Raw genomic sequence first — 22236 nt, forward strand, 5'->3', positions numbered from 1 at the left:
AGGTGGGTAATGGCTGAGAATAAGCTTTTGGTATTTATTGGCAACAGTCATTTGCAAGCATTGCGCGCTGCGGCCGTTTCCAAAACAAGTATTGCGAATGCCTTACCCGACGTGAGATGGATATTCATTCCAATCGATGCGAGGAATAAGTGGACTTCTCCCTTGATTGTCACAGACGCCAAGGGAGAAGAGAAAATAAATCAGGCAATTGGTTATGCTCTCGAAAAAGAGGGTTTCTTTAACAGAGATGTTCAGCGAGTTTTCATTTCGGCGCTATCGGGCAATATTCATAACGCTATGGGTCTGATTGAACAGCGACAAAAGTTCGATGTGATTATTCCTGGCCGTTCTGATTTGCCTGTCGCACGCGATGCTAGGATTGTACCAGTTGAGCAGTTTTTAGCTTATTTTCGAAAGCAGTACGAACCTTTTTTTAATTTCTTTTCGTTGGCGGCCAGACATGCAAAGCCTGATCAATTAATTTGGTTGGAGCCACCTTCGCCGATAGAATCAAATGAACATATCACTAAGAATATGGACCAATGGTTTAAGGAGAATTATTCTAAAGAAGATCTCAGGCCAAGCCTGCCACTATTGCGATATAAGTTGTGGCTGCTGAATAGAATGGTCTTGCAGGAAGGAGCTTCGGAAAGGCTATGGACCTTTCTTACCGTACCGTCATCAACTCAAGATGAGACGGGTTATCGAGTGAGGCAGGCATGGAATAACGATGCTACTCACGGTTCTGCCTGGTATGGAGAAGAAGTTCTGAAGAACGTTTGGTTGCAGCTCGGTAAGTTCGTCGAAGGAGTGAATAAATGAAAAAAAAACATCCTTACATCGACTTACCTGATTATGCTTTCTGGTCTCGTTCCGTTGGTAAAGTTGCTGTTGAAGATATCGATCCGGTCGTATTTAGCCCGAAGTTCATAAAGAGAGAGCACCGTATTGCAACCGCAGGGAGTTGTTTTGCGCAACATCTTGCGCGGCGCCTGAGCTTAATTGGGTATAACTATTATATATCTGAAGATATTAGCCCAGTATTTGGAGATGCGGTAGCAAAGGAACAGGGTTATCGTGTTTTTTCGGCGCGTTATGGAAATATTTATACCGCGCGGCAACTTCTGCAGTTGTTTAAGCGAGCGTATGGCACGATAACTCCAGAGGATGATCACTGGAACACAAAACATGTTTATGTTGACCCCCTGAGGCCCACAGTACAGCCTGGAGGATATAAGACCTTATCAGAGCTGAGAGGAGATCGCGAACATCATTTGAAATGTGTACGCGAGATGTTTGAGGGGTTGGATGTATTTATATTTACTCTAGGGTTGACGGAGAGCTGGATTAGCACGGTAGATGGTATTGTTTATCCGATCTGCCCCGGTGTTTCAGATGGAGTATTTAACCCAGATAAGCATAAATTTCATAATTTTACTTATGATGAGATTTTATCGGACATGCGGGAGTTCATTGATTTATTGAGGGGCGTTAATCCCCTTTCTCGCGTGATTTTGACAGTATCTCCAGTTCCTTTGGCAGCTACGAAGGAAAAGCAGCATGTTTTGGTAGCCACTACGTATTCGAAATCTGTTTTGCGCGTAGTATGTGAAACCATTTCTCAGGAGTATAAGGATATCTACTATTTCCCTTCTTATGAGATTGTCACAGGGCAGCATGCTGCGGGAGCTTATTATGCGTCGAATCTGCGTGACATTGCCGAGATTGGAGTGGATCATGTGATGCGTGTATTTAGTCGCCATTTTCTCGCGTCTTCCTCGCAGGAGGCTGCGCCTATAGTAAAGACAAACGATTCTGATTTTCGGATAAGACAGGCATCGGAAGCTTTTGTTGAAGTAGAATGTGATGAGCAGCTCCTAGAGGGCTGACGCCGTGGAGGAACTAATAGTTATCGATGACTATTTTTCTCCGATCGCGATTTTATCAGGTTGTATGTAGGACGGCTCTGCGGCAAGTGGACTTTCTAACTTACTTCAACATGCTCGGCTGCGAACTGTGTTGCGAGTTGTCTGGGCGACGATGTTAACTATCATAGTGAAGGTTTCTTGAGATGTTCCTGATTTTCACGATGGCGTGTTACAAGAAGTTGAAATTATCATTATCGTTTTAACGGACATTTTGCTTCATGGCGATGGCTAGCTTGCGACCGCGAAGGTATCTAATCGCAGATGCCTTAATTAGTAAAAAGAACGTTATGAGCGCGGTTATCCTTCGTGATATGCGTACGCGTTTTTTTAATCATGGACTTGGATTTATAATTGTCCCGATTTGGCCTTTGATTCACATGGGCGTCTTAATATTAATTCATGCCGCTGCGGGACATGGTGCTCCGCTTTATGGAGAAAGTGCTGCGCTCTTCTATGCAACGGGACTCGTCCCCACTTTAGCGTTCATGTATGTGTCGCGTTTTATGGGATGGTCGGTTACGCAGAATAGGCCAATGATGGCTTTCCCAATCGTAAGGTCGCTTGACGTTATGTTTGGACGGGCTTTTTTGGAATTCATAGCCGCCTGTATAACGCTTATGGCGATCATGATTATATTGTGGGCAACAGGACAAAATCCGTGGCCGTTTGACCTGGAGCGCGCGGTCGGTGCGTATTTGGCAGTAATATTTCTTGCTTTTGGATGTGGTATACTTGTTGGTGTCCTTGGAATGATGCAGCCATTTCTATTAACGGTTTGGCAGATTGTTCTAATATGCTTGTATATTTCTTCAGGGACGATGTTTGTTGCCTCGAACTTACCAGACAGTATCTCATATATCTTATCTTTCAATCCAGTTCTACAGTGTGTTGAATGGATGCGTACTGCATTTTACGCAAGTTATAGCGACAAGTTAATAAATGAAGAATACGTTGTTAGCTTCGCCGTCGTTGCTCTTTGTTTAGGACTTGCTATCGAACGTTTACTGAGAAGACGGTTGTTGGAGGGCTAAGGGCCTGCTTTTGGGGCTTTCATGCTTTTCTAGGACACTGCAACTGTGCATGCCGATCCTTCGGAAGTTCCGTTGCCTGCAGTAGAAAAAAACATCCGCCCAGTTATGGAGGTAGCATTGGTCCCTGTGATTTCCATGTATTTCAGGGTTGGCCGTTTAGTTCCGTTCGTCATGTAATTCCAGGTTACTTCACTGATCGTGGGGGTGCGCCACATGTTATGTGTCCAAGTTAACGTTTGCTCGGTCACTATATTGCCAGGATCGATGGACGCTGAGCCATTGAAGGTAGCAAACTTCGTTGACTTACCATCATTTATACTGAATCCACATTGCTTCAATGACGGTAAGGAGGGAGATGATGCGAAATCCAAGGGAATTATTCCCGGGTAGGCAACCGTATTTCCTTCAATTTTGCCTGATTTTATCACGAGATCGCCAGTCGAATCGTTGTGCCAGCCGACTGAATTATTTACTATTAGTGCACAGCCTATATATATATTAGTGCTCCCGCGTTTAGTCCAAATTGCTCTTGATGGATTTCCATCGGGAGCAATGCCGCGAAAATCATGTATGAATACTTGATTTATTATGGAATGGCGTACCGTACTTTCAAATACTATGCCGTGGCCAGCAGTGCCACCATGAAATGTAAGTGTACCAAATTGCAAGTTGGTTGAACTAGCGAGCAGTCGTACCGAGCCTTTGTTTCCTTGTGCGGCTCTATTTTCATATTCCGCTACGTAGAGAATGTCGGTCGTTTGAAAATCAAAGTCGGGTAAGGAACCATTGCCGATGTTTTGGTTTCGAATATTAACTTTGTTGAGTTGCCCAAGGACATGCCCTCGCACTTTTATGCCGCCAAGGCAGCCTTCGGAGGTCAAATTGTCTGAACGAATGCGTAGAAAAACATCTCCTTGGAGCCTTATGCCGCAGCCATTTTTATGGGTGTGACTATGGATAAACCCCAGTTCACAACCCGCAACAGCGTTATTTGACGTCTTATCCGCCCACACCATGCCAGTAATGTTTTCGGTAGGAAACATGAGCGAGGGCATCTCCGTTCCATAATACATTTCGTCCGGGTAAAAGCAGAGTTCTGCCGTGACATTGTCGATAAGAATGTCGCCGGGGCCCCGAAACACAAATCCTTCGTATGAACAATTGCTTACATTGAAGTCTCGAATATTTCCCGCCTGATTATTCAGGGCATTATATGACCAATCTGAGGGAGGCGGCCGAGCGACGTTTCCAAGCTCTGAATAGAAGCCAATGCCTGCACAATACTGTATTCCGACATCTTGAATAACGTATCGCCGTCCGTACAAACGGATGCCACCACCATCCCATTTATCGGTTCCGACACCTGCAAAACGGGTTCCGGATGATCCTCCATAGTTATTCTGACGATTGCCATCGATCGTAATTCCGGTGATACTGAAACCCCATGTAATCTTCGGATCTGTGATGAGTTTAACCGTGCTATCAACTAAGCCAAAAAAACCTTTTGTTTGTAGAATAGCTTTTCGATCATTTGCGATTCCGGCTCCGTTTTGGAGCTTGATAAATGACTGGCTTTTCCCATACCCACTCAATACCGATTGGGTATAAATGTTGATTGTTTGAGAAGTGTAGATGGTGCCAATTGGCAGTTGTACAGCAACTCCGAGTAGACTGCCCACATCGATTGTGGCTTGTAAGGCCGGTCCGCTATCAAATGCCGCGACGTTAATTTGCGCGCCCAGCATTTCTGGTCGAAGCAATGGAACATCTATAAGCCAATAGCCGCCGTTCGTATTGTCGGTTGAGCCATCCGGCATGAAGCGATCGTTGGAGCGAAAAAATGAGAGCTTTGGGAAATCTGTAATGTCCGCCAAGCTGATCCGGCGATACTTTGCCGCTGCGTTTCGCGACATCGTTCTCAGATCATAAAATTGAATGCTGATTCTTCTACTCCGCGCCGGGATTGCTGCTGATATGGCAGTGGAAACGTCCGCAAAGGAAGCTTCAATTTGAAGGTTGTTTTGGGCGGCACCAAGATCAGGAATATCTGCAAGATTATCTGTGCGTTGTGAAGCTCCGTTGGCCAGGGCAAGAGAAGATAGCGATGCTTCGTCCAATTCGACGATCAAATTGCCGCGGGTAGAACTTTTACTTATAAGACCAGAGCCTACATTGATTGGTAGGCCGGTCGCTTCGAGGTATGATGCGGTTCGATGTGCGTCCGTCGAAGTGCCGGCATCTTCAAATGAAGAGCGGCCATTTGTCCTTGAGATACCAACTCGTTCGACAATCGCACCGGAAAATAGCCTGAGAAGCGAGCGTCGATCCATTGCATGATATCCAGAACTGGTTTCCTAGAAGGGTAAAAAGAGGGCCAATGCGTTTATTGTCAACGCAATTTTATCGCCTGCTTCTGGAGGCAACCATCGAGAGCGCAGCTCAACCCTGCGCCTGAAGGACGGCCCGAGCCATCACCTGCGCCCGAGTCGGAGCGCCCGAGCGTCCGCCGAAGACCTCGCATTTGAGCGCGGCGGCGATGGAGGAGAGGTGGATCGCGTCTCTCGGCGTCTTGCCCTCGGCGATGGCCAGCGCAAAGGCGCCATGGAAGATATCGCCGGCGGCAAGCGTGTCGATGGCCTTGATCGCGAGCGCGGGCCAGTGGGCGATCGTGCCGCTGTCGTCTTCGAACCAGTAACTGCCGGCGGCACCGGCGGTGACGCAGATAAAGGCATGGCCGAACCGCTGCTTCAGGCGTGCCACCATATCGGCAACATCTTGAGCGCCGGTCAGGCGCTCGGCGGCCGGTTCGGAAAACACGATATGGCTTGCCGCCGGTGCAAGCCGCTCGATGATGCCGTCCGGCGCGACATCGCCGTCCAGAATGGCCGGTTTGCCCGCGTCTCTTGCGGCTTTCAGAACCTGCAGCGCCAGCTCTGGCCAGCGCACATCGACGAGAACGGCGTCGACGGCGGCGATATCCTGCGGCGTGACCGCTCTTACCGTCTCGTGCAGTTTCGGATCGTAGAAGGGCACGATCAGCCGTTCACCGTCATCGTCGATCAGGATGGTGGAAAGCGCCGAGCGCGCGCCCTCGACGCGCAGCATGCCGTCCGTTTCGATCCCGGCGTCGTTAAGATCGCGGACGATCCGTTCGCCGGTCTCGTCATCTCCGACCGCGCCCCACAGGCTCGCCTTGCCGCCGAGCCGGGCGACCGCATAGGCAGCGCTCGACGCCATGCCCTCGGCAATCTGCAGCATGTCATAGGGCAGGACCTTCCCCTGGCCCGATGGCAGATGACGGACGCGGAACAGCGTGTCGAGAACGGCGGCCCCGACACAGAGGACATGTTTGGGCGCGCCCGCCGGCTGATCGAAAACCGAGAAGGACATCAAAGCCGTTTGCCGCTCGCCTTGTCGAACAGATGCACGCTGCCCGCATCGATCCCGATATCGATCGTGTCGCCGAAGCGGATATCGAGCCGCTCGCGGAACAGGCAGGCGATGGTCTCGCCGCCGCAATCGAGCTTGGCGTAGATTTCCGAGCCGGTGCCCTCGACGATCTGCACCCGTCCGGCAATCCCGCCGCTGGCGGCGCGAATATGCTCAGGGCGAATGCCGTAGACCAGCGGCCGGCCGCCGTGCTGGGAGATGGGCAATCCAGAGGGCAGCGGCAGGATGAGGCCCTTGTCGCTGTGGAACACGCCTTCCTCGATTTTCCCATCGATGAAATTCATGGCCGGCGAGCCGATGAAGCCGGCGACGAATAGATTGGCCGGGCGGTCATAGAGATCGAGCGGCGCACCGACCTGCTCGATCAGGCCACCATGCAGCACGACGATCTTGTCGGCCATCGTCATGGCCTCCACCTGATCATGCGTGACATAGATCGTCGTCGTGCCGACCCGCTGATGCATGGATTTGATCTCGCCGCGCATCTGCACGCGCAGCTTGGCATCGAGATTGGACAGAGGCTCGTCGAACAGGAAGACCTGCGGATCGCGAACCAGCGCGCGGCCCATCGCCACGCGCTGGCGCTGCCCACCGGAAAGCTGGCGCGGCAGGCGGTCGAGCAGCGCCTCGAGCCCGAGGATGGCGGCTGCCTTTTCCACCTTCTCGGTGATCTCCACGGGGCTGGCCTTCTTCAGTTTCAGCGCAAAGCCCATGTTCTCGGCGACCGTCATGTGCGGATAGAGTGCATAGTTCTGGAAGACCATGGCGATGTCGCGGTCGCGTGCCGGCAGGTTGCTGACCTCGCGGGCGCCGATGCGAATCTCGCCGTCGCTGACCTCCTCCAGCCCGGCGATCATGCGCAGCAATGTGGATTTGCCGCAGCCGGACGGGCCGACAAGGACCACGAATTCGCCGTCGGCAATGTCGACGCTGATATCATGGATGACCTTGACCTGGCCGAAGCGCTTCTGGATGTTTTGAATGTTGACGGGTGCCATGATTGGATCCTGTTCGAATAGGGTAGGGTGCCGCGATCAGCCGCCCTTGACGGCGCCGGCGGTCAGTCCGGCAACGATCTGCTTCTGGGCAAAGATCGTCAGAACCAGCACCGGCAGCGTGACGATCAGGGCGGCGGCGGCCAGCGGCCCCCAGCTCACCTGCTCGAAGGACAGCATGTTGTAGACGGCGACCGGCAAGGTGCGCGTCTCTCGGCTGGCGAGCACGATGCCGAAGACGAAATTGTTCCATGAGAAGATGATCGAGAGGATGAAGGCGACGACGATCCCCGGCTTGGCGATCGGCAGCGCCACCAGCCGGAACACCTGCCATGGCGTCGCGCCGTCGATGCTGGCGGCCTCTTCCAGCTCCATCGGCGTCGTCTCGAAATAGCCGATCATGATCCACACGACGATCGGGACGGTGACCACCAGATGGATGATGATCTGCGGCCAGAGCGTTCCCAGGAGGTTCAGCCACTGGAAGAGCAGGAAGAGCGGGATGAGGAAGGAGAGGCCGGGCGTCATGCGGGCGATCATGATGACGACGGCCGATTTCTCCGCCTTCAGCCGGGCGATACCGTAGCCGGCAGGAACGCCGATCAGAAGCGCGAGCAGGGTGGCGGCACCCGTCACCAGCACGGAATTCCAGAAGTAGAGGAAGAAATTATTCTCCTCGAAGACCTTCACGTAGTTCGACCAGGCGAAGCGCTCGGGGATGAAGATCGGCGGATAGGCGCCATTGTCGATCTCGTATTTCAAGGACAGCGAGATCATCCAGAGGAAGAAGAGGACCACCGGCGAGATCATCACCAGCGCCACAAAGAGAAGACCGATGCGGTCGAGCGTCTTGCGTTTCATCACCGCGCCTCCGTATCCGACCAGTTCGTGCGTTGCCTTGCCATCAGCAGGACGAAGGACAGCGCGACGATGAGGATGAAGAAGATGACCGCCATGGCCGAGCCGTAGCCGACGTCGTAATAGGCGAAGGCGGTGTTGTAGAGATAGATGTTGATCGTCTCCGAGGCCGTTCCGGGGCCGCCCTGCGTCATCGCATAGATGATGTCGAAGCTTTTGACCGCGTCGATGCTGCGGATGATAATCGCAATCATCAGGAAGGGCGCGATCATCGGCAGAGTGAGATAGCGGAACTTCTGCCAGGCATTGGCGCCGTCGATCTCCGCACTTTCATAGGGCTCGCGCGGAACGGCGGCGAGACCGCCGAGCACGATCAGCATGACGAGCGGCGTCCATTGCCAGGTCTCCACCAAAACCAGCGAGGGAATGACGCTGAACTGGTTGTAGATCCATTCCTGCGGGCCGATGCCGATAAACGAGAGGAGATAGTTGAGCACGCCGAGCTGCGGATGGAACATCATGGTCCAGACAAGCGCGATCGCCACCGGCGTCGCCATCATCGGCATGACGAAGATGCCGCGCAGGAAGCCGCGCAGGGGAAATTGCGCATCGAAGATCAGCGCGGCAAGGGTTCCCAGGAAAACCGGCGCGATGACCGAAAGGCCCGTGTAGAGCACCGTATGCCACAGCGCCTCCCAGAAGCGGGCATCCGTCGCCAGCCGGGCATAATTGGCAAAGCCCGCGAAGCTCTGGGATTGCCCCAGCGTCCAGCTGTTCACGCTCATCCAAAGGGTGAAGACCCATGGAAAAACGATGACTGCGGCGATGACCACCAGGGCCGGGATGACGAAGGGCCAATAGTTGGGAACAAGCCCTTTCCTGGGCTTGTTCCTCTTCCCGGCGGTGTTCGTCGCGGTATTGTCGATACTCACGGAGGCCATTACCCCTCACTTCGGGCAAGCACGGGCTCGAATTGAGCCGTTGCGGTCTTGAGTTCGGCCGCCGGGTCGGCGCCGCCGATCATGTTGGTCAGTGCCACGCCATAGATGTCACGGAATTCGGTGACCGGAATGATGACGGGAAGGCCGAGCGCGGAGACCTTGCCGGAGCCGACGACGGCATCCAGCCAGGCCCCAGGCATCTTGACGCCTTCACGCACCTTCTGATCCTCAAGAACGGACTGGCGGAACGGCACGCCGGCGCCGGCCTGCAGCAGGCGCGCGCCCATGTCGTGCGAGATCACCCATTGGCAGAAGAGATAGGCGGCTTCCTTCTTCTGGCTGGCCGCCGTCACGCCGATGCCGTCGCCGAAGGTGGCGGCCGCCTGTCCGGCAGGGCCCTTGGGAATGACGCTGTAGCCGACCTGGCCGACAACACGGGATTTCTCCGGGTTTTCGATTGGCGGGGCGAAACCGACGCCGTCGAACCACATGCCGATCTTGCCCTGCAGGAAAGCCGATTGCGATTCCGCCCAGTTGAAGCCGGAGACGCCGGGAGGCGCTGCCTTGGTCATCAGACGCTGATAGAGCTTGGCGGCCTCGACCGCTTCCGGCGATGTCGTGCGCAGCTTGCCGTCGGCGGAGAGCGGCGTCATGCCGTAGCCGAGCATGAAGGCTGTCCAGACCGGCGTGTTGGCATTCTTGAGGCCGCGGGCGACGAAGCCGTAGGTATTGGTCGATTTGTCGGTCAGCGCCTCGGCGGCGGCGGCCATGTCCTCGAACGTCTGCGGATAGGCGAGCCCCTTCTTTTCGAAGAGGGTCTTGTTCCAATAGACGATCCAGTAATCCACCGAGAAGGGCAGGGAGCGAAGGACGCCATTGGAGTCCTTGGCGAATTTCAGGCCGGCCTCGGCAAAGTCGCTTTCGACCAGCGACGGGTCGGTCAAGGACGGGTCCTTCAGGAAGCCGCTGATATCGGCGAGCCAGCCGCCCTTTTCGAACTGCCGCTTCTGCACGTGATAGCTCAGATGCACCACGTCGAAGCTCGGCTTGCCGGAGCTGAGCTCGATCGTCGTCTTCTGGCGCTGCTGCTGTTCCGGCGTCGCCTCGGCATTGACCTTGATGCCGGTCAGCGCTTCGAACTCGCTCAGATATTTGATGATGATTTCGCTGCGTGGGCTCTTGACCAGGTTGACCTCCAGCGTGGTCCCGGAAAAGCGCTTCCAATCTACCGCCGCCGATGCGGTGCGCACGCCAAGAAGGCTTGCCGCCCCCAGGGCTGCCGTGCCCGCCATGAAGTGGCGGCGTGTCGGATTGATGAATGACGATGACATGTGGTTCCTCCTCTTATGGCCGAAAATCTCCTCATTCGCGGCCTGTTTCATTCAGATTTTCAAAGCGCGGTCCCTCGCTCCGGTGATATGCGAGACGAGCGATGCGACGGCATCTTCCGCGGATCGCCTTTGGATCGCTTCAAGCACTTGCAGATGCTCGTTCATGACCGGTCCGACATGCCCGTTGATCCGGAAGCGGTCCTGGCTGATCAGGCGCATCTTGATGGAATTGACGCGATAGGCGTTCGAAATAATTGTGTTGCCGAGTGCGTCAATGAAAACGTCGTGCATGCCCCAGTCGACCGATTGCGCGTGAAGCTCGAGTTCCTGAGACGTGTTGCCGGACTGGATGGCGTCGGCAATGTCGCGGTGTTGCTTCAAAAGCACGGCGATGGCCTCATCCGAGGCCGTCTGCGTGAAGAGCGCCACCGCTTCCTTTTCCAGGAAGATGCGCAGCTGAAACGCCTCGCGAATGAGGTTGAGGTCGATATGGGCGATCTGCAGCCCGCGCTGCGGCACGGTCTTGATCAATCCTTCGGCCTCAAGGCGCGGGATGAGTTCGCGGATGGCGCCCAGCGGCAGGCCGGTCAGTTCGACGAGCCTGCGCTGCGAAACGAATTCGCCGGGACGCACGTCGCGAGCGAGCAGATGCTGGGTAAAGCTCGCATAAGCCTTTTCCCGCAACGTCGGCTGCTCGTTCATACCGTCCATTCGTCCCCTCCCTGTCCGGTTCGCTCAGGCCGCCCTGGATCTGAAAAGCGTATCGAAAGCGCCGATGAGCTGATTCCGTCCTTCGCCGGATATTGAAACGAGCGGCGGGCGAACCGCAAGCCAGATTTCCTCTCCCGAGATATGGGCCACCATGGCCTTGACCGCGGCCGTCACCGGAAATTTCAGGAGTTCGGGAACGAAGCTCTCGACGCGAGGATCGTCCTTTCCCTCTTCGGCCATCAGCCTGATTTCACGCGGCACGAAATTCGCCATGCCGGAAATCGCCCCCTGGCCACCCAGGCGAACCCCCTTGGCCAGATGACGCTCGTCGCCGATCAGGATGATGAGATCGCCATGTGCCTTCAGCAGCGCTTCTGTATAGGGCCAGTCGCCGGAGGAATCCTTGACGCCGGTGACGATGCCGGGAAAGGCGTCGCGCAGCCTGCCGATCAGCGCCACCGACAGAGGCACCATGGTGACGGAGGGAATATTGTAGACGATGATGTCGCGCGCCTCGTCTCCTAGGCGTGCAAAGACGGCCGAAAACCACTGGAAGAGGCCTTCGTCACTGACATTCTTGAAATAGAAGGGCGGTGCAAGCAGGATGTTGCGCACGCCACGGGTCAGCGCCGATTTGGCCTGCGCGGCGGCGTTCTCGACTGAATCCGCCATGATGCCCGCGATCATGCGCTCGCCGGCAATGCCGGCGCCGAGGAAGGCGTCGAGCACCCGTTCCCGTTCCTGTGTTCCGATCGACGAGCCTTCGCCGGTGGTCCCGAACAGCGTCACGCTCGAGCAGCCTGACGCAAGGCTCAGTTCGGCCTGCTTGATCATCGTGCCGATCGCGATGTTGCCGCTGGCATCGAAGGGTGTCGTAAGCGCGACCGATAGACCGAATTTGCGTGACAAGTTCCATTCCTCCTTGATGGGATGTCAGTATATGCAGACTAACATGTTAGTTGTAAAGAGCGAATCTTTCGAGTGTCGTAAAGAACGGGGTCTCACCGGAAAGGTAGGCCTCCGCTGAATCTCCGCTATGTTTCGGACAGGTCGTGCAAGGCACCTGAGCAACTGCCGCTTGCTTGGTGTTCTAGCTTCTGGGAGGAAGCCCTTGCGGGCGGAAGTGTCTATGATGTCCGATGAGACGGGCCGCCGCGATCATACTGACTGACGCAGGTGTCTCAGCCCCGACGAAAGCATAGAAGCGGGCCGGCGGCAGCTTGGGAAAGCCCTCGTCGCACCCGAGCTGCCGCAGTCCATCCCGGCTTTGGCTCTGAGCCAGAACCGTTGCTGCCAAACCAGCCTGAGCCGCCGAGACGCAGCCCGCCATACTGCTGCTTTCAAATACGATGCGCCATTTCCGGTCGGCTTGGTTAAGCGCGGTGGTCGCGGTTTCCCGATAGACGCAGGGCTCAGGAAATAGAGCGAGGGGCAAAGGCTGGGCGGGGTCCAGTTGCTTATCCGCCGCAAACGTCCAGATCAGGGGTTCTTCCCACAGCAGCTCTCCGGCCGCTTGTATCGGGCTGCATTGCTTGCCGAAGACCAGATCCAATCGTCCTTGGTCCTGTTCGCGCAATAAATCCAAGGTGATACCGACTTTCAGTTCAAAGGTCGTCGCGGGGTGCTCGGAATGGAACTGGCGTAAGGCTTGGGGAAGCCAGGTGCTGGCAAAATCTTCACTGGCTCCGATGCGCAGATGTCCCCGCAATGGGGAACCGCGCAGCTTTGCGCGTGCTTCACGCTCCAGATCAAGGATGTTCTTCGCGTAGGTATAGAGGATCGTCCCCGATTTGGTCAGTTCGACACTGCGTGTGGTACGGATCAGGAGTGCTGCTCCGGACGTTTCCTCAAGGCGTTTGATATGCCCACTCACGGCGGACGGCGTCAGCGCCAGCCTTTCGGCGGCCGCTACAAAGCTTGCCCTTTCCACCACTTCCAGGAAAGTCCGCATGAGAAGCGTGTCCAATGGCAGACCGCGCATATCCGACAAATCGTCCTCCACTCCATTGAATGCGAAACATCACCAATGATCCACGATTAATCAGTAATTGTCCAGAATGCTCGGTCTATAGTGGTTCCGCGACATTCCAAGGAGCCAAACGTGTCAGACCATCAGATCGCCGTAACATCTCGTCTCGAGATCGCTTATCGTGAATGGAATCCGAAGGGAATGCGGTCAGCGGTGCTCCTTCACGGTTGGCCTGATAGCCCGTCGTGCTGGAAGGACGTTGCTCCCCTGCTGGCCGATGCAGGTTTTCGCGTCTTAGTCCCCGCGCTCCGGGGCTTTCATCCGACCCGGTTTCGCGATGCGAAGACGCCCCGGAGCGGTCAGTTGTCGGCGCTCGGTCGCGATTTGCTTGAATTCATCGATGTTTTGCAGCTCCATCGTCCAGTGCTTGTCGGTCACGATTGGGGTGCGCGGGCAGCTGCGAATGCCTGTGGGTTACGCGAGACGGTCGCCTCGCATCTGGTCATGCTTTCGGTTGGCTATGGCACCAACGACCCTAATCAACCACTGAGCCTAAAGCAGGCGCGCAACTACTGGTATCATTGGTTCATGGCGACGCCGCGCGGTGAATATGTCGTCAAACAGGAGCCCAAGGCGTTTGCTCGCCAGATGTGGGATACATGGGCTCCGGCCGGTTGGTATGACGAACAAGATTTCGAACAGGCCGCCGCCGCTTTCGTTGGAAGTGATTGGGCGGATGTTGTCCTGCATTCCTATCGGCATCGCTGGGGCTTTGCCGAGGGCGATCCGGCCTATGCGGAGGATGAAAAACGTCTGCATCCCGCTCCTCGCTTATCCGTACCGACACTGGTGCTGCACGGATCGGCCGATACCTGCAATCACCCAGACAGTTCGGAGGGGCGCGAGGCTTTCTTCCTTGGTCGCTATGAGCGCCGCCTGCTCGACGGCGTGGGGCATTTCCCGCAACGCGAGAGCTCGCGTCAGGTTGGCATGGAAATCCTGCGTTTCTGTCAAACGGAATAGGATCTTGTTTGAAATCAATCGGATAACGGACGAAATCTAAACCTTGTTAACGCCACGGATCGTCCTGATCGAGGCGTCGGGATGAAACACCTGGGATTTGCTGTCGTCGGATGCCTTGATGATGAAGGGCGCGATGTTACGATGGCTCGAAATTCCCGCCGGGGCTGCGTCCAGTTCAAGTCCCTCGAATATGTCCTGCCGGACCATCAGGAGCTCCCGAATGCCCAAGCCCGCGAACGACCAGATCGAATCCGTTCTCGCCCATGTCGATCGGACGATGGATGAGAGCCTGCAGCGGCTCTTCGAACTCATCCGCATCCCGAGCGTGTCCACCGATCCTGCCTATCGCGATCATTGCCGGCGTGCGGCCGAATGGCTGGCCGGCGACCTGGCGAGCATCGGTTTCGATGCCTCGGTCCGCGATACGAGCGGCCATCCAATGGTGGTCGGCCACGACAAGCATGCCGGTGGACCGCATGTGCTCTTCTATGGCCACTACGACGTGCAGCCGGTCGATCCGCTGGCATTGTGGAAGACCGATCCGTTCGAACCGGTGTTGCAGCCGCTCGGGAACGGCGACACGGCGATCGTCGCGCGCGGCGCCTCCGATGACAAGGGCCAGCTGATGACCTTCGTCGAAGCTTGCCGTGCATGGAAATCCGTGACTGGCGCGCTGCCGATCAAGGTCAGCATCCTGTTCGAAGGGGAGGAGGAGGCCGGCAGCCCAAGCCTTGCGCCTTTCCTAGACAAGACCGCCTCCGAACTTGCCGCCGATACGGTTCTCGTCTGCGACACCGACATGTGGGATCATGATACGCCGGCGGTGACGACGATGCTGCGCGGCCTCGTTGGCCAGGAGATCGAAATCACCTGCGCCGATCGCGATCTTCATTCCGGCATGTTCGGCAATGCCGCGCGCAATGCGCTGCAGCTTCTGTCGGAGATCATTGCGAGCCTGCGTACGCCGGATGGCGGCGTGGCGGTCGCCGGCTTTTATGATGGAGTCAAGGAGCTGCCCGCGGCCGTCAAGGCGCAATGGGCGAGCCTGCCTTTCGATGAGGACGGCTTCCTGCGCGATATCGGTCTTTCGATCCCGGCGGGAGAACAGGGACGCTCCGTTCTCGAACAGGTCTGGGCGAGGCCGAGCTGCGAGATCAACGGCATGAGCGGCGGTTATACCGGCGATGGCTTCAAGACCGTGATCCCGGCGAAAGCCATCGCCAAAATCTCCTTCCGCCTGGTCGAGGGGCAAGATCCGCTTGCCGTTCGCGACGCTTTCCAGGCGCATGTGCGGGCGCGTATTCCCGCCGACTGCTCGGTCACTTTCAAGGATTACGGTCTGGCTCCGGCCACCGTCATGCCGCTGGACAGCCCCTTCCTGCGCAAGACGTTGGAAGCTCTGACCGCCGAATGGCAGCGCGAGGCGGCGCTCGCCGGTACCGGCGGCTCCATCCCGATCATCGGCGAATTCAAGCGGCGCCTCGGCTGCGACGCGCTCCTGGTCGGTTTCGCCCGTTTCGATAATCGCGTCCACAGTCCGAATGAGAAATATGATCTGTCCAGCTTTCATAAGGGCATTCGCTCCTGGGTCCGCATTCTGGCGTCCCTGAGCGAGATCGAGGGGACCCAGGGCTGATTCGTGGGCACATCGCTGTTCTTGACGAAAATCGACAGGGTGCGATCGACGGATTTCGGACGCTCAAGCGTTCAAGCTGAAAGGTAAGCGCTCGCGTTTGAAGGGGAGACGGATCTGTCGGAGACATCGCAATCATATGGCTGCGGACCGTCGGGTGTCATCGATAGTCTCAAAGCTCCGTCGGTCGAGGAGGGGGCGATCTGCGGCAGGCATGCTCCTCGGCACTTGGACGATAGCGGTTGGCGATGAATTGGGATCGCGTACCCAAAGAGGGAGATCCCGACGAGGATCTGGTTGTCCGGATTGCGGCAGGCGATGCTCCGGCAATGCGCGTTTTGATATCGCGGCAACTGCCCCGCATCATGGCGGTCGCGACGCGCATGCTTGGCGATGCCGGGGAGGCCGAGGATGTCGCGCAGGAAACGTTCCTGCGCGTGTGGCGCAATGCCGATCGCTGGCGCCGGCGCAACGCGCGCTTCAGTACATGGGTCCATCGCGTCGCGATCAATCTTTGTTATGACCGCTTGCGCCGCCGCAAGGATGTGTTTGCCCAGCATCCGCCTGAGCTCCCGTATGAAGGGCCGTCGCCGGATGCCGGGCTGATGAGCGAGGACGATCCGGGCAGGCGTATGGAGCAGGCGCTACAGATGATCGCGCCGCGCCAGCGCGAAGCGATCGTGCTGGTCTACTATCAGGCGATGTCGAATGCGGAGGCGGCCGCGATCATGGATATTACCGTGGATGCATTGGAAAGCCTGCTTGCGCGCGGACGACGCGCACTGCAAGCGCTGTTGTTGAAGGAGCGCGTCGATGACTGAGAAGGTCCCAAGGGCGATGGGCGCCGAGCATTTTGCCAGGCTGGCGCAGGCCTATGGAGGCGCCATCGATCGGTGGCCGGAGCAGGATCGCGCCTCGGCCAGGGAGTTCGCCAGGACGCCGGAAGGCATGTCGGTACTTGCCGCCGCCGCCGATCTGGACCGACTGCTCGATGCCTACGCCTTGAACAATATCGATGATGGCCTCAAGGACCGAATATTGGCCCGGCTTCTGCGCCGCTCCCGGCTGCGCAGCTGGTTTCGTCTGTCGACCGCAGGTATCGGGCTTATCGGCGTGGGGGTTGCCGGCGCCTTGGCGGGCAGCATCGCAATTGCCGTGCTGACGCCGGGCACGGCATCCGACGCGACCATCGCCTCGGACCAGACGGCCACCGTGTTCGGTGATATCGGGCATGACGCAACGGCTGTGCAGGAGGCACAATGACGGAACGCAGCTTTCGAATTATCGTCATCTCTCTCCTGGTGCTGAATATTTTTCTGATCGGCGCATTGGCGGGCGGTGGGCTCACCTGGGTCCGCAGCACGCAGAACAAGGCCGAGAGCCTGCCGCTTGCCGGTGAACAGCTTCCCTCGGGGCAGAGAGCGGCCTTCCGCCAGGCGCTCAACGATGCGCGCAAGGCCGATCGTCCAAGCATTCTCGAAGCGCAGCAGGCGAAGATAGATGCCGCCTCCCTGCTGGGCCAGCCGAACCTCGATACAGCCGCGCTCTCCGCCGCGCTGGCGAGAGCTCGCGACGCCGATATGGCCCTGCGCGAAAGGATCGAGCAACGCGCCGTCGATTTTGCGGCGACGCTGTCTTACGACGAACGCCGTGCGCTGGCCGAAAGCTTGATCCGCCGCAACGCCCCGAAACCGGCTGCCACAAAATAATCACACCCGCGGGGCGACGGGTTGGCGGCTTGCCTGCGTTTAACGGACATGGCTGATGCAGGAGCTGGCTGGTCCATGACGCAACCGTCGAACGATGTTTATGCCGCAATCGCCCTTTCACGATTTGGGCTCGGCGCCGATGGCAACGGGATTGCACCGATAGTTTCCGACCCTCGCGGCGTCTTGCGTGAAGAGATCACGGAACGCTTCGTGCCGGTGCCCGTTGGCCCCGAGCTGCAGCCCTCGGCGGACCTGCTCGTGGCGCTCTATGATTTTCAGGAAGAGCGCAAGCAGATGAGGGCGCAAGTTCAGTCCGTTTCTGCGCCTGCGCAAAGTTCCGGGGGGCATCCCGATGCGGTCATGTCCGGCGTTCCGACGGAAGGCCAGAAAGGCGAGCCGCCTGCGATGGCGAAGCCCGCACCGGCCGCGCCGCCGCCCTATCTGCCGCAACAGGTCTTTCTGGCCGAACTGGATGCCCGCTTCAACGGCACGATCCACCAGCCGCTGATCGGCTTCGGCGAAAGGCTTGCGATGTTCTGGGCCAACCATTTCGCCGTTTCCATCGCGAGCGGCGAGGAGGTTCATATCCTCGCGGGCGCATTTGAGCGTGAGGCTATCCGTCCCCATGTTTTCGGCCGCTTTTCGGACATGCTGCTGGCCGTCGAAACCCATCCCGCGATGCTGTCGTTTCTCGACAATCGGCAGTCGATCGGGCCGAACTCCAAGGCGAATGCCAACGGTAAACGCGGTCTGAACGAGAATCTCGCCCGCGAGACACTGGAACTGCATACGCTTGGCGTGGATGGCGGCTACACGCAGGCGGATGTAACCGCGCTTGCGCGGGTGATCACCGGCTGGACGGTGGTGCGCGGTCAGTCGCCTCTGGGAGCCTCCGGCAGCTTCGCCTTCAATGGCGCGGCCCATGAGCCCGGCGACCAGACGCTCCTGGGCCTCACGTATGCCAATGACGGCTTTGCTCAGGGGCGGGACGTGCTGCATGATCTGTCGCGCCATCCGGCGACGGCCAGGCACATAGCCACCAAGCTTGCTCGCCACTTTGTCGCGGACGCTCCTCCGCCCGCGCTCGTTCAAAAACTTTCGGCAACCTTCACCAAGACCGAAGGGGATCTGTCGGCCGTCTATCTCGCATTGCTCGATGCCGAGGAGGCTTGGGATCCGAAGCTCGCCAAGGTTCGTTCGCCGCATGAGTTCATGATCGCTCTCCTGCGAGCGAGCGGCGAACGCTTGAAGCCCAACGTGATCGTCAACGCCCTGGCTGCCATGGGACAGCGCCCCTGGGCGCCGGCCGGCCCCAATGGCTTTGCCGATACCGTCGATGCCTGGGCTTCCAGCGAGGGGCTCAGCAGCCGCATGGATGTGGCGAACACGATCGCCAATGCCATGCCGCCGCAGACCGATCCCCGCCGCCTGGTTTCGGCGGCACTTGGGCCGCTTCTGTCCGACGAGACGCTGCAGGCGGTCTCCCGCGCCGAAACGCGGGGCCAAGGGCTTTCAATCGCCTATCTCTCTCCCGAATTTCAAAGGCGCTGATCATGAGCTGTGAACTGATGACTCCCACTCGCCGTGCCGTTCTCGGGGCTTCAGGCGCCTTGTTCGCCTGGGCCTTCATCCCGAGATTTGCCCATGCGGCCGGTGGCCGCGATCCGCGCTTCGTCACCATCATCCTGCGCGGAGCCCTGGACGGTCTGACGGCGGTTCCGCCTATCGGAGATCCGGACTACGCGTCATTGCGTCAGTCGATCGCAATGACGACCACCGGTCCCGACGCAGTGCTTCCGCTGGATGGTTTCTTCGCCCTGCATCCGTCGATGCCCAATTTCAATCGGCTCTATCGGGCGGGCCAGGCGGCTGTGGTCCATGCCAGCGCCACCTCCTATCGCGACCGGTCGCATTTCGATGGACAGGACGTGCTGGAATCCGGCTATGAGATGCCGGGTCGCGTCGATTCAGGCTGGTTGAACCGCATGCTCGAGGGTCTTCCGAAAGGCGACAAGGTCGCGCCGGATGGTCCTGCTCTGCGTGGCTTGGCGATCGGAGCGAACACGCCGTTGGTCATTCGCGGCAAGGCTCCGGTTCTCGGCTGGGCGCCGTCGAGCCTGCAGCCCGTGAGTGCGGATCTGCCGCCGCGTCTGATGGATCTCTACACGCAGACCGATCCGCTGTTTGCAAAATTGTTGGCGGAAGGGATTTCGACCGGCAAGATTGCGGCCGGCCTCGATGTGAAGTCACGCGGCGGGCCCGGCGAGCCTGCCGGGATGGAGCAGATGGCCAGAGGAGCCGCGCGCCTGCTTGCTCGGGACGACGGGCCGCGCGTGGCGGCGCTGGCCTTCGAAGGTTGGGATACCCATGCCGGCGAGATCGGCCGCCTGACGCGACTGCTCGCCGGCCTCGACAATGCACTGGCGGCCTTCGAGCAGGAACTCGGACCCAGCTGGAAGGACACCGCCATCGTCGTTGCCACGGAATTCGGGCGCACCGCCCGCGTCAACGGTACAGATGGCACCGATCACGGCACCGGTACGACGGCATTTCTGGCCGGAGGGGCGATCAAAGGCGGCCGGATCATCGCGGATTGGCCAGGCCTCAAGCAGCAGCAATTGCGCGACGGCCGTGACCTGGCCGCGACGACCGATCTGCGCGCGGTGATAAAGGGGATCGCCGTCGACCTGCTCGGGGCTTCCACGGCGTTGTTGGCCCGTGATGTTTTTCCGGGGTCCGATGCCGTGCGGCCGATGAAGGGGCTGATTGTGTGAGGTGGTCGGCGCTTTCCTTGAAATAGCGAGAATGGAGCCTTACGCCACCGCGATCGTCACATGCTGATAGGATTCGGGAAAGTCACCGTCCGTTATCCAATTGGGAGCGTCGTAATAGAAGCCGCATTTCTGGAAAAGATCGCGGACCACGAGGTTCGCTTCCGTTTCGACAATGTGCCCACTTTTCAGACCGCCATGGTGATAGAGGAAACGGATGAAGGCGTTTTCCACCCCGAGCCCCACAACCCGGCAGCTCATAACGAACTGATGGAGATGTGGCCCATGCAAGATGGCGACTCCAACCAGCCCATAAGACGAGTAATTATCCTGAACGTCAAAGGTCGAGAATTTCCAGCCCTCGGCAAGCGCTCGGCTGCACTCCTCCAGGCTCCAGCGTTTGCCTGTTGTATTGAACTGATTGGACTTGTTGATCAATTCGAATGCGCGTGCAAAGCTGTTATGCGTAACATCCGTTATGTCCCGGATCGAAACCTTGACGCCTAGCGAGGCTAGAAAATCATTGCGGGTCATCTGAGACCTTGCGGTCTCACGCTTTACTTGATCCTGGATCATCTGCGTGCGCCGGGCTGATTCCTGGCTGATATAGGGCACTTGCAGTTCAGGTGCCCAAAGAAGGACACGCCGTATCGAGTACAATTCTTCCCCGAGGGTGCGGATTGCCGGGAAGGCAGCCTTGACCGATTGCCGTTCAACGGGGTTGTCGTCGATGAAAACAACGTTCTTGGGCAGGAGATTCGTGTAAGTCAGGATCTCCTGGATATTTTCCGCCTTTGGCCGCCAATTGATCTTGCGGATCGCGAAATCGTCAAGGTCGAGCCGTCCGCCAAGAATGCTTGGCCAAAGTTCGTTTATTCTGGCTTCTTCATTCTTGCTGACGATCGCCAGGACGATGCCCCTGTGCTTGAGATACTTCAGGGCCTCCACCATGCCGAGCGGCCAGCCCTCGAGAATGTAAGGATGAATGCCGTCCTCGGCGACGACGCCGCGCCAAAGCGTATCGTCGAGGTCGATAATGACCAGCTTGACGCTGTCGTTCTGCCTGATCGTCCGGTACATGGCATCGATCTCGCTCCATATGGCGAGAACGAAATCTTCGATGTTGAATGGATAGAGGTCCGTCAGCTTCGTGGGTACGGCAATGCGCCTCGTATCGTGTTCGCTGTCCCAATCACTGGCGTAAGATCCGTGACTCCAGGCTTCAACAAAGTCTTCCTGAATATATTTTTTACCGAAAGTTGAGGCGATGGCGTCCGTCTGAACAATATGAGTATTGGTCCTGTCGCGCGCGGTTTCGTGCAGAACTCTGTTGAGCTGCTCGACAAAGTAGGTGGGATTGCGGAAGTCGTGACGCGGCAACAGACGACCGATCAGGTTCTGCTGAGGTGCCAGAAACTCTGATATGAACGTGAGTAGATTGGAGTTTTCAGTATATTCCAATGCACCGTTCAGCGTTTGGAGAAGCCTGTCTTTTGCTTCCTCGAATTTCTCTATGAAGGGTTCCTCGCTCTCGTGAGACAGATCGGCGAGCATTGTTTCCGGAACGACCGTTCTCAAGGGAAGGTAAATGAGCTGGAAATCATAATCTTCTGCCGGCCTCGGCAAACTGGATTCGGCAATTCCAGGGAAATTATAGAGGATATGATCTGTTTGAACGTCGGGGAAAATTTTGTGAGCGTATTCACTAACCCCCTGCGAAGTGCATGAACCAACAATCAAAATGCGTTTCACTTGGGAGTCCAGGACGGCCAAATCTCGCGGTGTTCGAAAGTGGTATTCCGTATTGGATCTCTTCACAGATTTATTGTCTTCGAGCATTGATGATCCCGATAGCGTTGTTGGAAATACTGATTTAATTTATTTGA

General features: G+C 57.3%; 21 protein-coding genes. 10 read left to right on the plus strand and 11 right to left on the minus strand.

The window, feature by feature from the left end; all coding sequences use genetic code 11:
* Positions 1–9: 9 nt before the first annotated feature.
* The 3 genes from FHX11_RS27510 (at position 10) to FHX11_RS27520 (ending at position 2959) form a co-directional block, all read left to right on the plus strand.
* The gene (locus FHX11_RS27510; RefSeq protein WP_184363845.1) at positions 10–822 is read left to right on the plus strand and encodes a hypothetical protein; all 813 of its coding nucleotides are present in this window, start codon (positions 10–12) and stop codon (positions 820–822) included.
* The gene (locus tag FHX11_RS27515; RefSeq protein WP_184363848.1) at positions 819–1889 is read left to right on the plus strand and encodes a GSCFA domain-containing protein; all 1071 of its coding nucleotides are present in this window, start codon (positions 819–821) and stop codon (positions 1887–1889) included. Before FHX11_RS27510 ends, FHX11_RS27515 begins: the two co-directional genes overlap by 4 nt.
* A gap of 326 nt (positions 1890–2215) precedes the next feature.
* Complete coding sequence (locus FHX11_RS27520) at positions 2216–2959, plus strand: capsular biosynthesis protein (protein WP_184363851.1); 744 nt, start codon at positions 2216–2218, stop codon at positions 2957–2959.
* Positions 2960–2988: 29 nt separating this feature from the next.
* On the opposite strand, the gene FHX11_RS27525 is transcribed toward FHX11_RS27520, so the two are convergent.
* The 9 genes from FHX11_RS27525 to FHX11_RS27565 form a co-directional block, all read right to left on the minus strand.
* The gene (locus FHX11_RS27525) at positions 2989–5289 is read right to left on the minus strand and encodes a hypothetical protein (protein ID WP_184363854.1); all 2301 of its coding nucleotides are present in this window, start codon (positions 5287–5289) and stop codon (positions 2989–2991) included.
* Between the two features lie 109 nt (positions 5290–5398).
* On the minus strand, positions 5399–6349 hold the full coding sequence (locus FHX11_RS27530; protein ID WP_184363857.1) for a sugar kinase: 951 nt from the start codon (positions 6347–6349) through the stop codon (positions 5399–5401).
* Positions 6349–7407: a sn-glycerol-3-phosphate ABC transporter ATP-binding protein UgpC gene (ugpC, locus tag FHX11_RS27535; RefSeq protein WP_184363860.1), complete on the minus strand. Its 1059-nt coding sequence runs from the start codon at positions 7405–7407 to the stop codon at positions 6349–6351. The genes FHX11_RS27530 and ugpC overlap by 1 nt, the downstream gene beginning before the upstream one ends.
* 36 nt (positions 7408–7443) lie before the next feature.
* The gene (locus FHX11_RS27540) at positions 7444–8265 is read right to left on the minus strand and encodes a carbohydrate ABC transporter permease (protein ID WP_184363863.1); all 822 of its coding nucleotides are present in this window, start codon (positions 8263–8265) and stop codon (positions 7444–7446) included.
* On the minus strand, positions 8265–9203 hold the full coding sequence (locus tag FHX11_RS27545; RefSeq protein WP_184363866.1) for a sugar ABC transporter permease: 939 nt from the start codon (positions 9201–9203) through the stop codon (positions 8265–8267). The genes FHX11_RS27540 and FHX11_RS27545 overlap by 1 nt, the downstream gene beginning before the upstream one ends.
* Positions 9203–10534 (minus strand): sugar ABC transporter substrate-binding protein, encoded by a 1332-nt coding sequence (locus FHX11_RS27550; protein WP_184363869.1) that lies wholly within the window; start codon positions 10532–10534, stop codon positions 9203–9205. Before FHX11_RS27550 ends, FHX11_RS27545 begins: the two co-directional genes overlap by 1 nt.
* A gap of 51 nt (positions 10535–10585) precedes the next feature.
* A complete protein-coding gene (locus FHX11_RS27555) occupies positions 10586–11245 on the minus strand; it encodes a GntR family transcriptional regulator (RefSeq protein ID WP_184363872.1) in 660 nt (219 codons plus the stop codon).
* Positions 11246–11269: 24 nt separating this feature from the next.
* Positions 11270–12154, minus strand: a complete 885-nt coding sequence (locus FHX11_RS27560; protein WP_184363875.1) for a dihydrodipicolinate synthase family protein — start codon at positions 12152–12154, stop codon at positions 11270–11272.
* 181 nt (positions 12155–12335) lie between these two features.
* The gene (locus FHX11_RS27565) at positions 12336–13226 is read right to left on the minus strand and encodes a LysR substrate-binding domain-containing protein (RefSeq protein WP_184363991.1); all 891 of its coding nucleotides are present in this window, start codon (positions 13224–13226) and stop codon (positions 12336–12338) included.
* Between the two features lie 120 nt (positions 13227–13346).
* On the opposite strand from FHX11_RS27565, the gene FHX11_RS27570 reads away from it, so the two are divergent.
* Positions 13347–14237, plus strand: coding sequence for an alpha/beta hydrolase (locus FHX11_RS27570; RefSeq protein ID WP_348649744.1), 891 nt, complete (start codon positions 13347–13349; stop codon positions 14235–14237).
* 36 nt (positions 14238–14273) lie between these two features.
* Here the strand turns inward: FHX11_RS27570 and FHX11_RS27575 are convergent, their stop codons facing one another.
* Positions 14274–14444, minus strand: coding sequence for a hypothetical protein (locus FHX11_RS27575; RefSeq protein ID WP_184363878.1), 171 nt, complete (start codon positions 14442–14444; stop codon positions 14274–14276).
* Positions 14445–14457: 13 nt separating this feature from the next.
* Here FHX11_RS27575 and FHX11_RS27580 point away from each other — a divergent pair, with 13 nt between their 5' ends.
* The 6 genes from FHX11_RS27580 to FHX11_RS27605 all read left to right on the plus strand — a co-directional run bounded on the left by FHX11_RS27580 (position 14458) and on the right by FHX11_RS27605 (position 20353).
* The gene (locus tag FHX11_RS27580) at positions 14458–15873 is read left to right on the plus strand and encodes a dipeptidase (protein WP_184363881.1); all 1416 of its coding nucleotides are present in this window, start codon (positions 14458–14460) and stop codon (positions 15871–15873) included.
* Positions 15874–16118: 245 nt separating this feature from the next.
* Complete coding sequence (locus tag FHX11_RS27585; RefSeq protein WP_184363998.1) at positions 16119–16691, plus strand: RNA polymerase sigma factor; 573 nt, start codon at positions 16119–16121, stop codon at positions 16689–16691.
* Positions 16684–17133 carry a hypothetical protein gene (locus FHX11_RS27590; RefSeq protein WP_184363884.1) on the plus strand — a complete coding sequence of 150 codons (450 nt, stop codon included), beginning with the start codon at positions 16684–16686 and terminating at the stop codon, positions 17131–17133. Before FHX11_RS27585 ends, FHX11_RS27590 begins: the two co-directional genes overlap by 8 nt.
* Entirely contained in the window at positions 17130–17579 is a 450-nt protein-coding gene (locus FHX11_RS27595) for a periplasmic heavy metal sensor (protein ID WP_184363887.1), read from the plus strand. The genes FHX11_RS27590 and FHX11_RS27595 overlap by 4 nt, the downstream gene beginning before the upstream one ends.
* Positions 17580–17654: 75 nt before the next feature.
* A complete protein-coding gene (locus FHX11_RS27600) occupies positions 17655–19130 on the plus strand; it encodes a DUF1800 family protein (protein WP_184363890.1) in 1476 nt (491 codons plus the stop codon).
* A gap of 2 nt (positions 19131–19132) precedes the next feature.
* Entirely contained in the window at positions 19133–20353 is a 1221-nt protein-coding gene (locus tag FHX11_RS27605) for a DUF1501 domain-containing protein (RefSeq protein WP_184363893.1), read from the plus strand.
* 39 nt (positions 20354–20392) lie between these two features.
* On the opposite strand, the gene FHX11_RS27610 is transcribed toward FHX11_RS27605, so the two are convergent.
* Positions 20393–22189 (minus strand): HAD-IIIC family phosphatase, encoded by a 1797-nt coding sequence (locus FHX11_RS27610; protein WP_184363897.1) that lies wholly within the window; start codon positions 22187–22189, stop codon positions 20393–20395.
* Positions 22190–22236: the final 47 nt, after the last annotated feature.

Source organism: Rhizobium sp. BK602 (genome assembly GCF_014195095.1).
Classification (GTDB): Bacteria; Pseudomonadota; Alphaproteobacteria; order Rhizobiales; family Rhizobiaceae; genus Rhizobium.

Bases quoted from the DNA above. Each gene is read 5' to 3' on its own strand.
- FHX11_RS27510 (WP_184363845.1), top strand. From the start codon at position 10: ATGGCTGAGAATAAGCTTTTGGTATTTATTGGCAACAGTCATTTGCAA.
- FHX11_RS27515 (WP_184363848.1), top strand. From the start codon at position 819: ATGAAAAAAAAACATCCTTACATCGACTTACCTGATTATGCTTTCTGG.
- FHX11_RS27520 (WP_184363851.1), top strand. From the start codon at position 2,216: ATGAGCGCGGTTATCCTTCGTGATATGCGTACGCGTTTTTTTAATCAT.
- FHX11_RS27525 (WP_184363854.1), bottom strand. From the start codon at position 5,289: ATGGATCGACGCTCGCTTCTCAGGCTATTTTCCGGTGCGATTGTCGAA.
- FHX11_RS27530 (WP_184363857.1), bottom strand. From the start codon at position 6,349: ATGTCCTTCTCGGTTTTCGATCAGCCGGCGGGCGCGCCCAAACATGTC.
- ugpC (WP_184363860.1), bottom strand. From the start codon at position 7,407: ATGGCACCCGTCAACATTCAAAACATCCAGAAGCGCTTCGGCCAGGTC.
- FHX11_RS27540 (WP_184363863.1), bottom strand. From the start codon at position 8,265: ATGAAACGCAAGACGCTCGACCGCATCGGTCTTCTCTTTGTGGCGCTG.
- FHX11_RS27545 (WP_184363866.1), bottom strand. From the start codon at position 9,203: ATGGCCTCCGTGAGTATCGACAATACCGCGACGAACACCGCCGGGAAG.
- FHX11_RS27550 (WP_184363869.1), bottom strand. From the start codon at position 10,534: ATGTCATCGTCATTCATCAATCCGACACGCCGCCACTTCATGGCGGGC.
- FHX11_RS27555 (WP_184363872.1), bottom strand. From the start codon at position 11,245: ATGGACGGTATGAACGAGCAGCCGACGTTGCGGGAAAAGGCTTATGCG.
- FHX11_RS27565 (WP_184363991.1), bottom strand. From the start codon at position 13,226: ATGCGCGGTCTGCCATTGGACACGCTTCTCATGCGGACTTTCCTGGAA.
- FHX11_RS27575 (WP_184363878.1), bottom strand. From the start codon at position 14,444: ATGGTCCGGCAGGACATATTCGAGGGACTTGAACTGGACGCAGCCCCG.
- FHX11_RS27580 (WP_184363881.1), top strand. From the start codon at position 14,458: ATGCCCAAGCCCGCGAACGACCAGATCGAATCCGTTCTCGCCCATGTC.
- FHX11_RS27585 (WP_184363998.1), top strand. From the start codon at position 16,119: ATGAATTGGGATCGCGTACCCAAAGAGGGAGATCCCGACGAGGATCTG.
- FHX11_RS27590 (WP_184363884.1), top strand. From the start codon at position 16,684: ATGACTGAGAAGGTCCCAAGGGCGATGGGCGCCGAGCATTTTGCCAGG.
- FHX11_RS27595 (WP_184363887.1), top strand. From the start codon at position 17,130: ATGACGGAACGCAGCTTTCGAATTATCGTCATCTCTCTCCTGGTGCTG.
- FHX11_RS27600 (WP_184363890.1), top strand. From the start codon at position 17,655: ATGACGCAACCGTCGAACGATGTTTATGCCGCAATCGCCCTTTCACGA.
- FHX11_RS27605 (WP_184363893.1), top strand. From the start codon at position 19,133: ATGAGCTGTGAACTGATGACTCCCACTCGCCGTGCCGTTCTCGGGGCT.
- FHX11_RS27610 (WP_184363897.1), bottom strand. From the start codon at position 22,189: ATGCTCGAAGACAATAAATCTGTGAAGAGATCCAATACGGAATACCAC.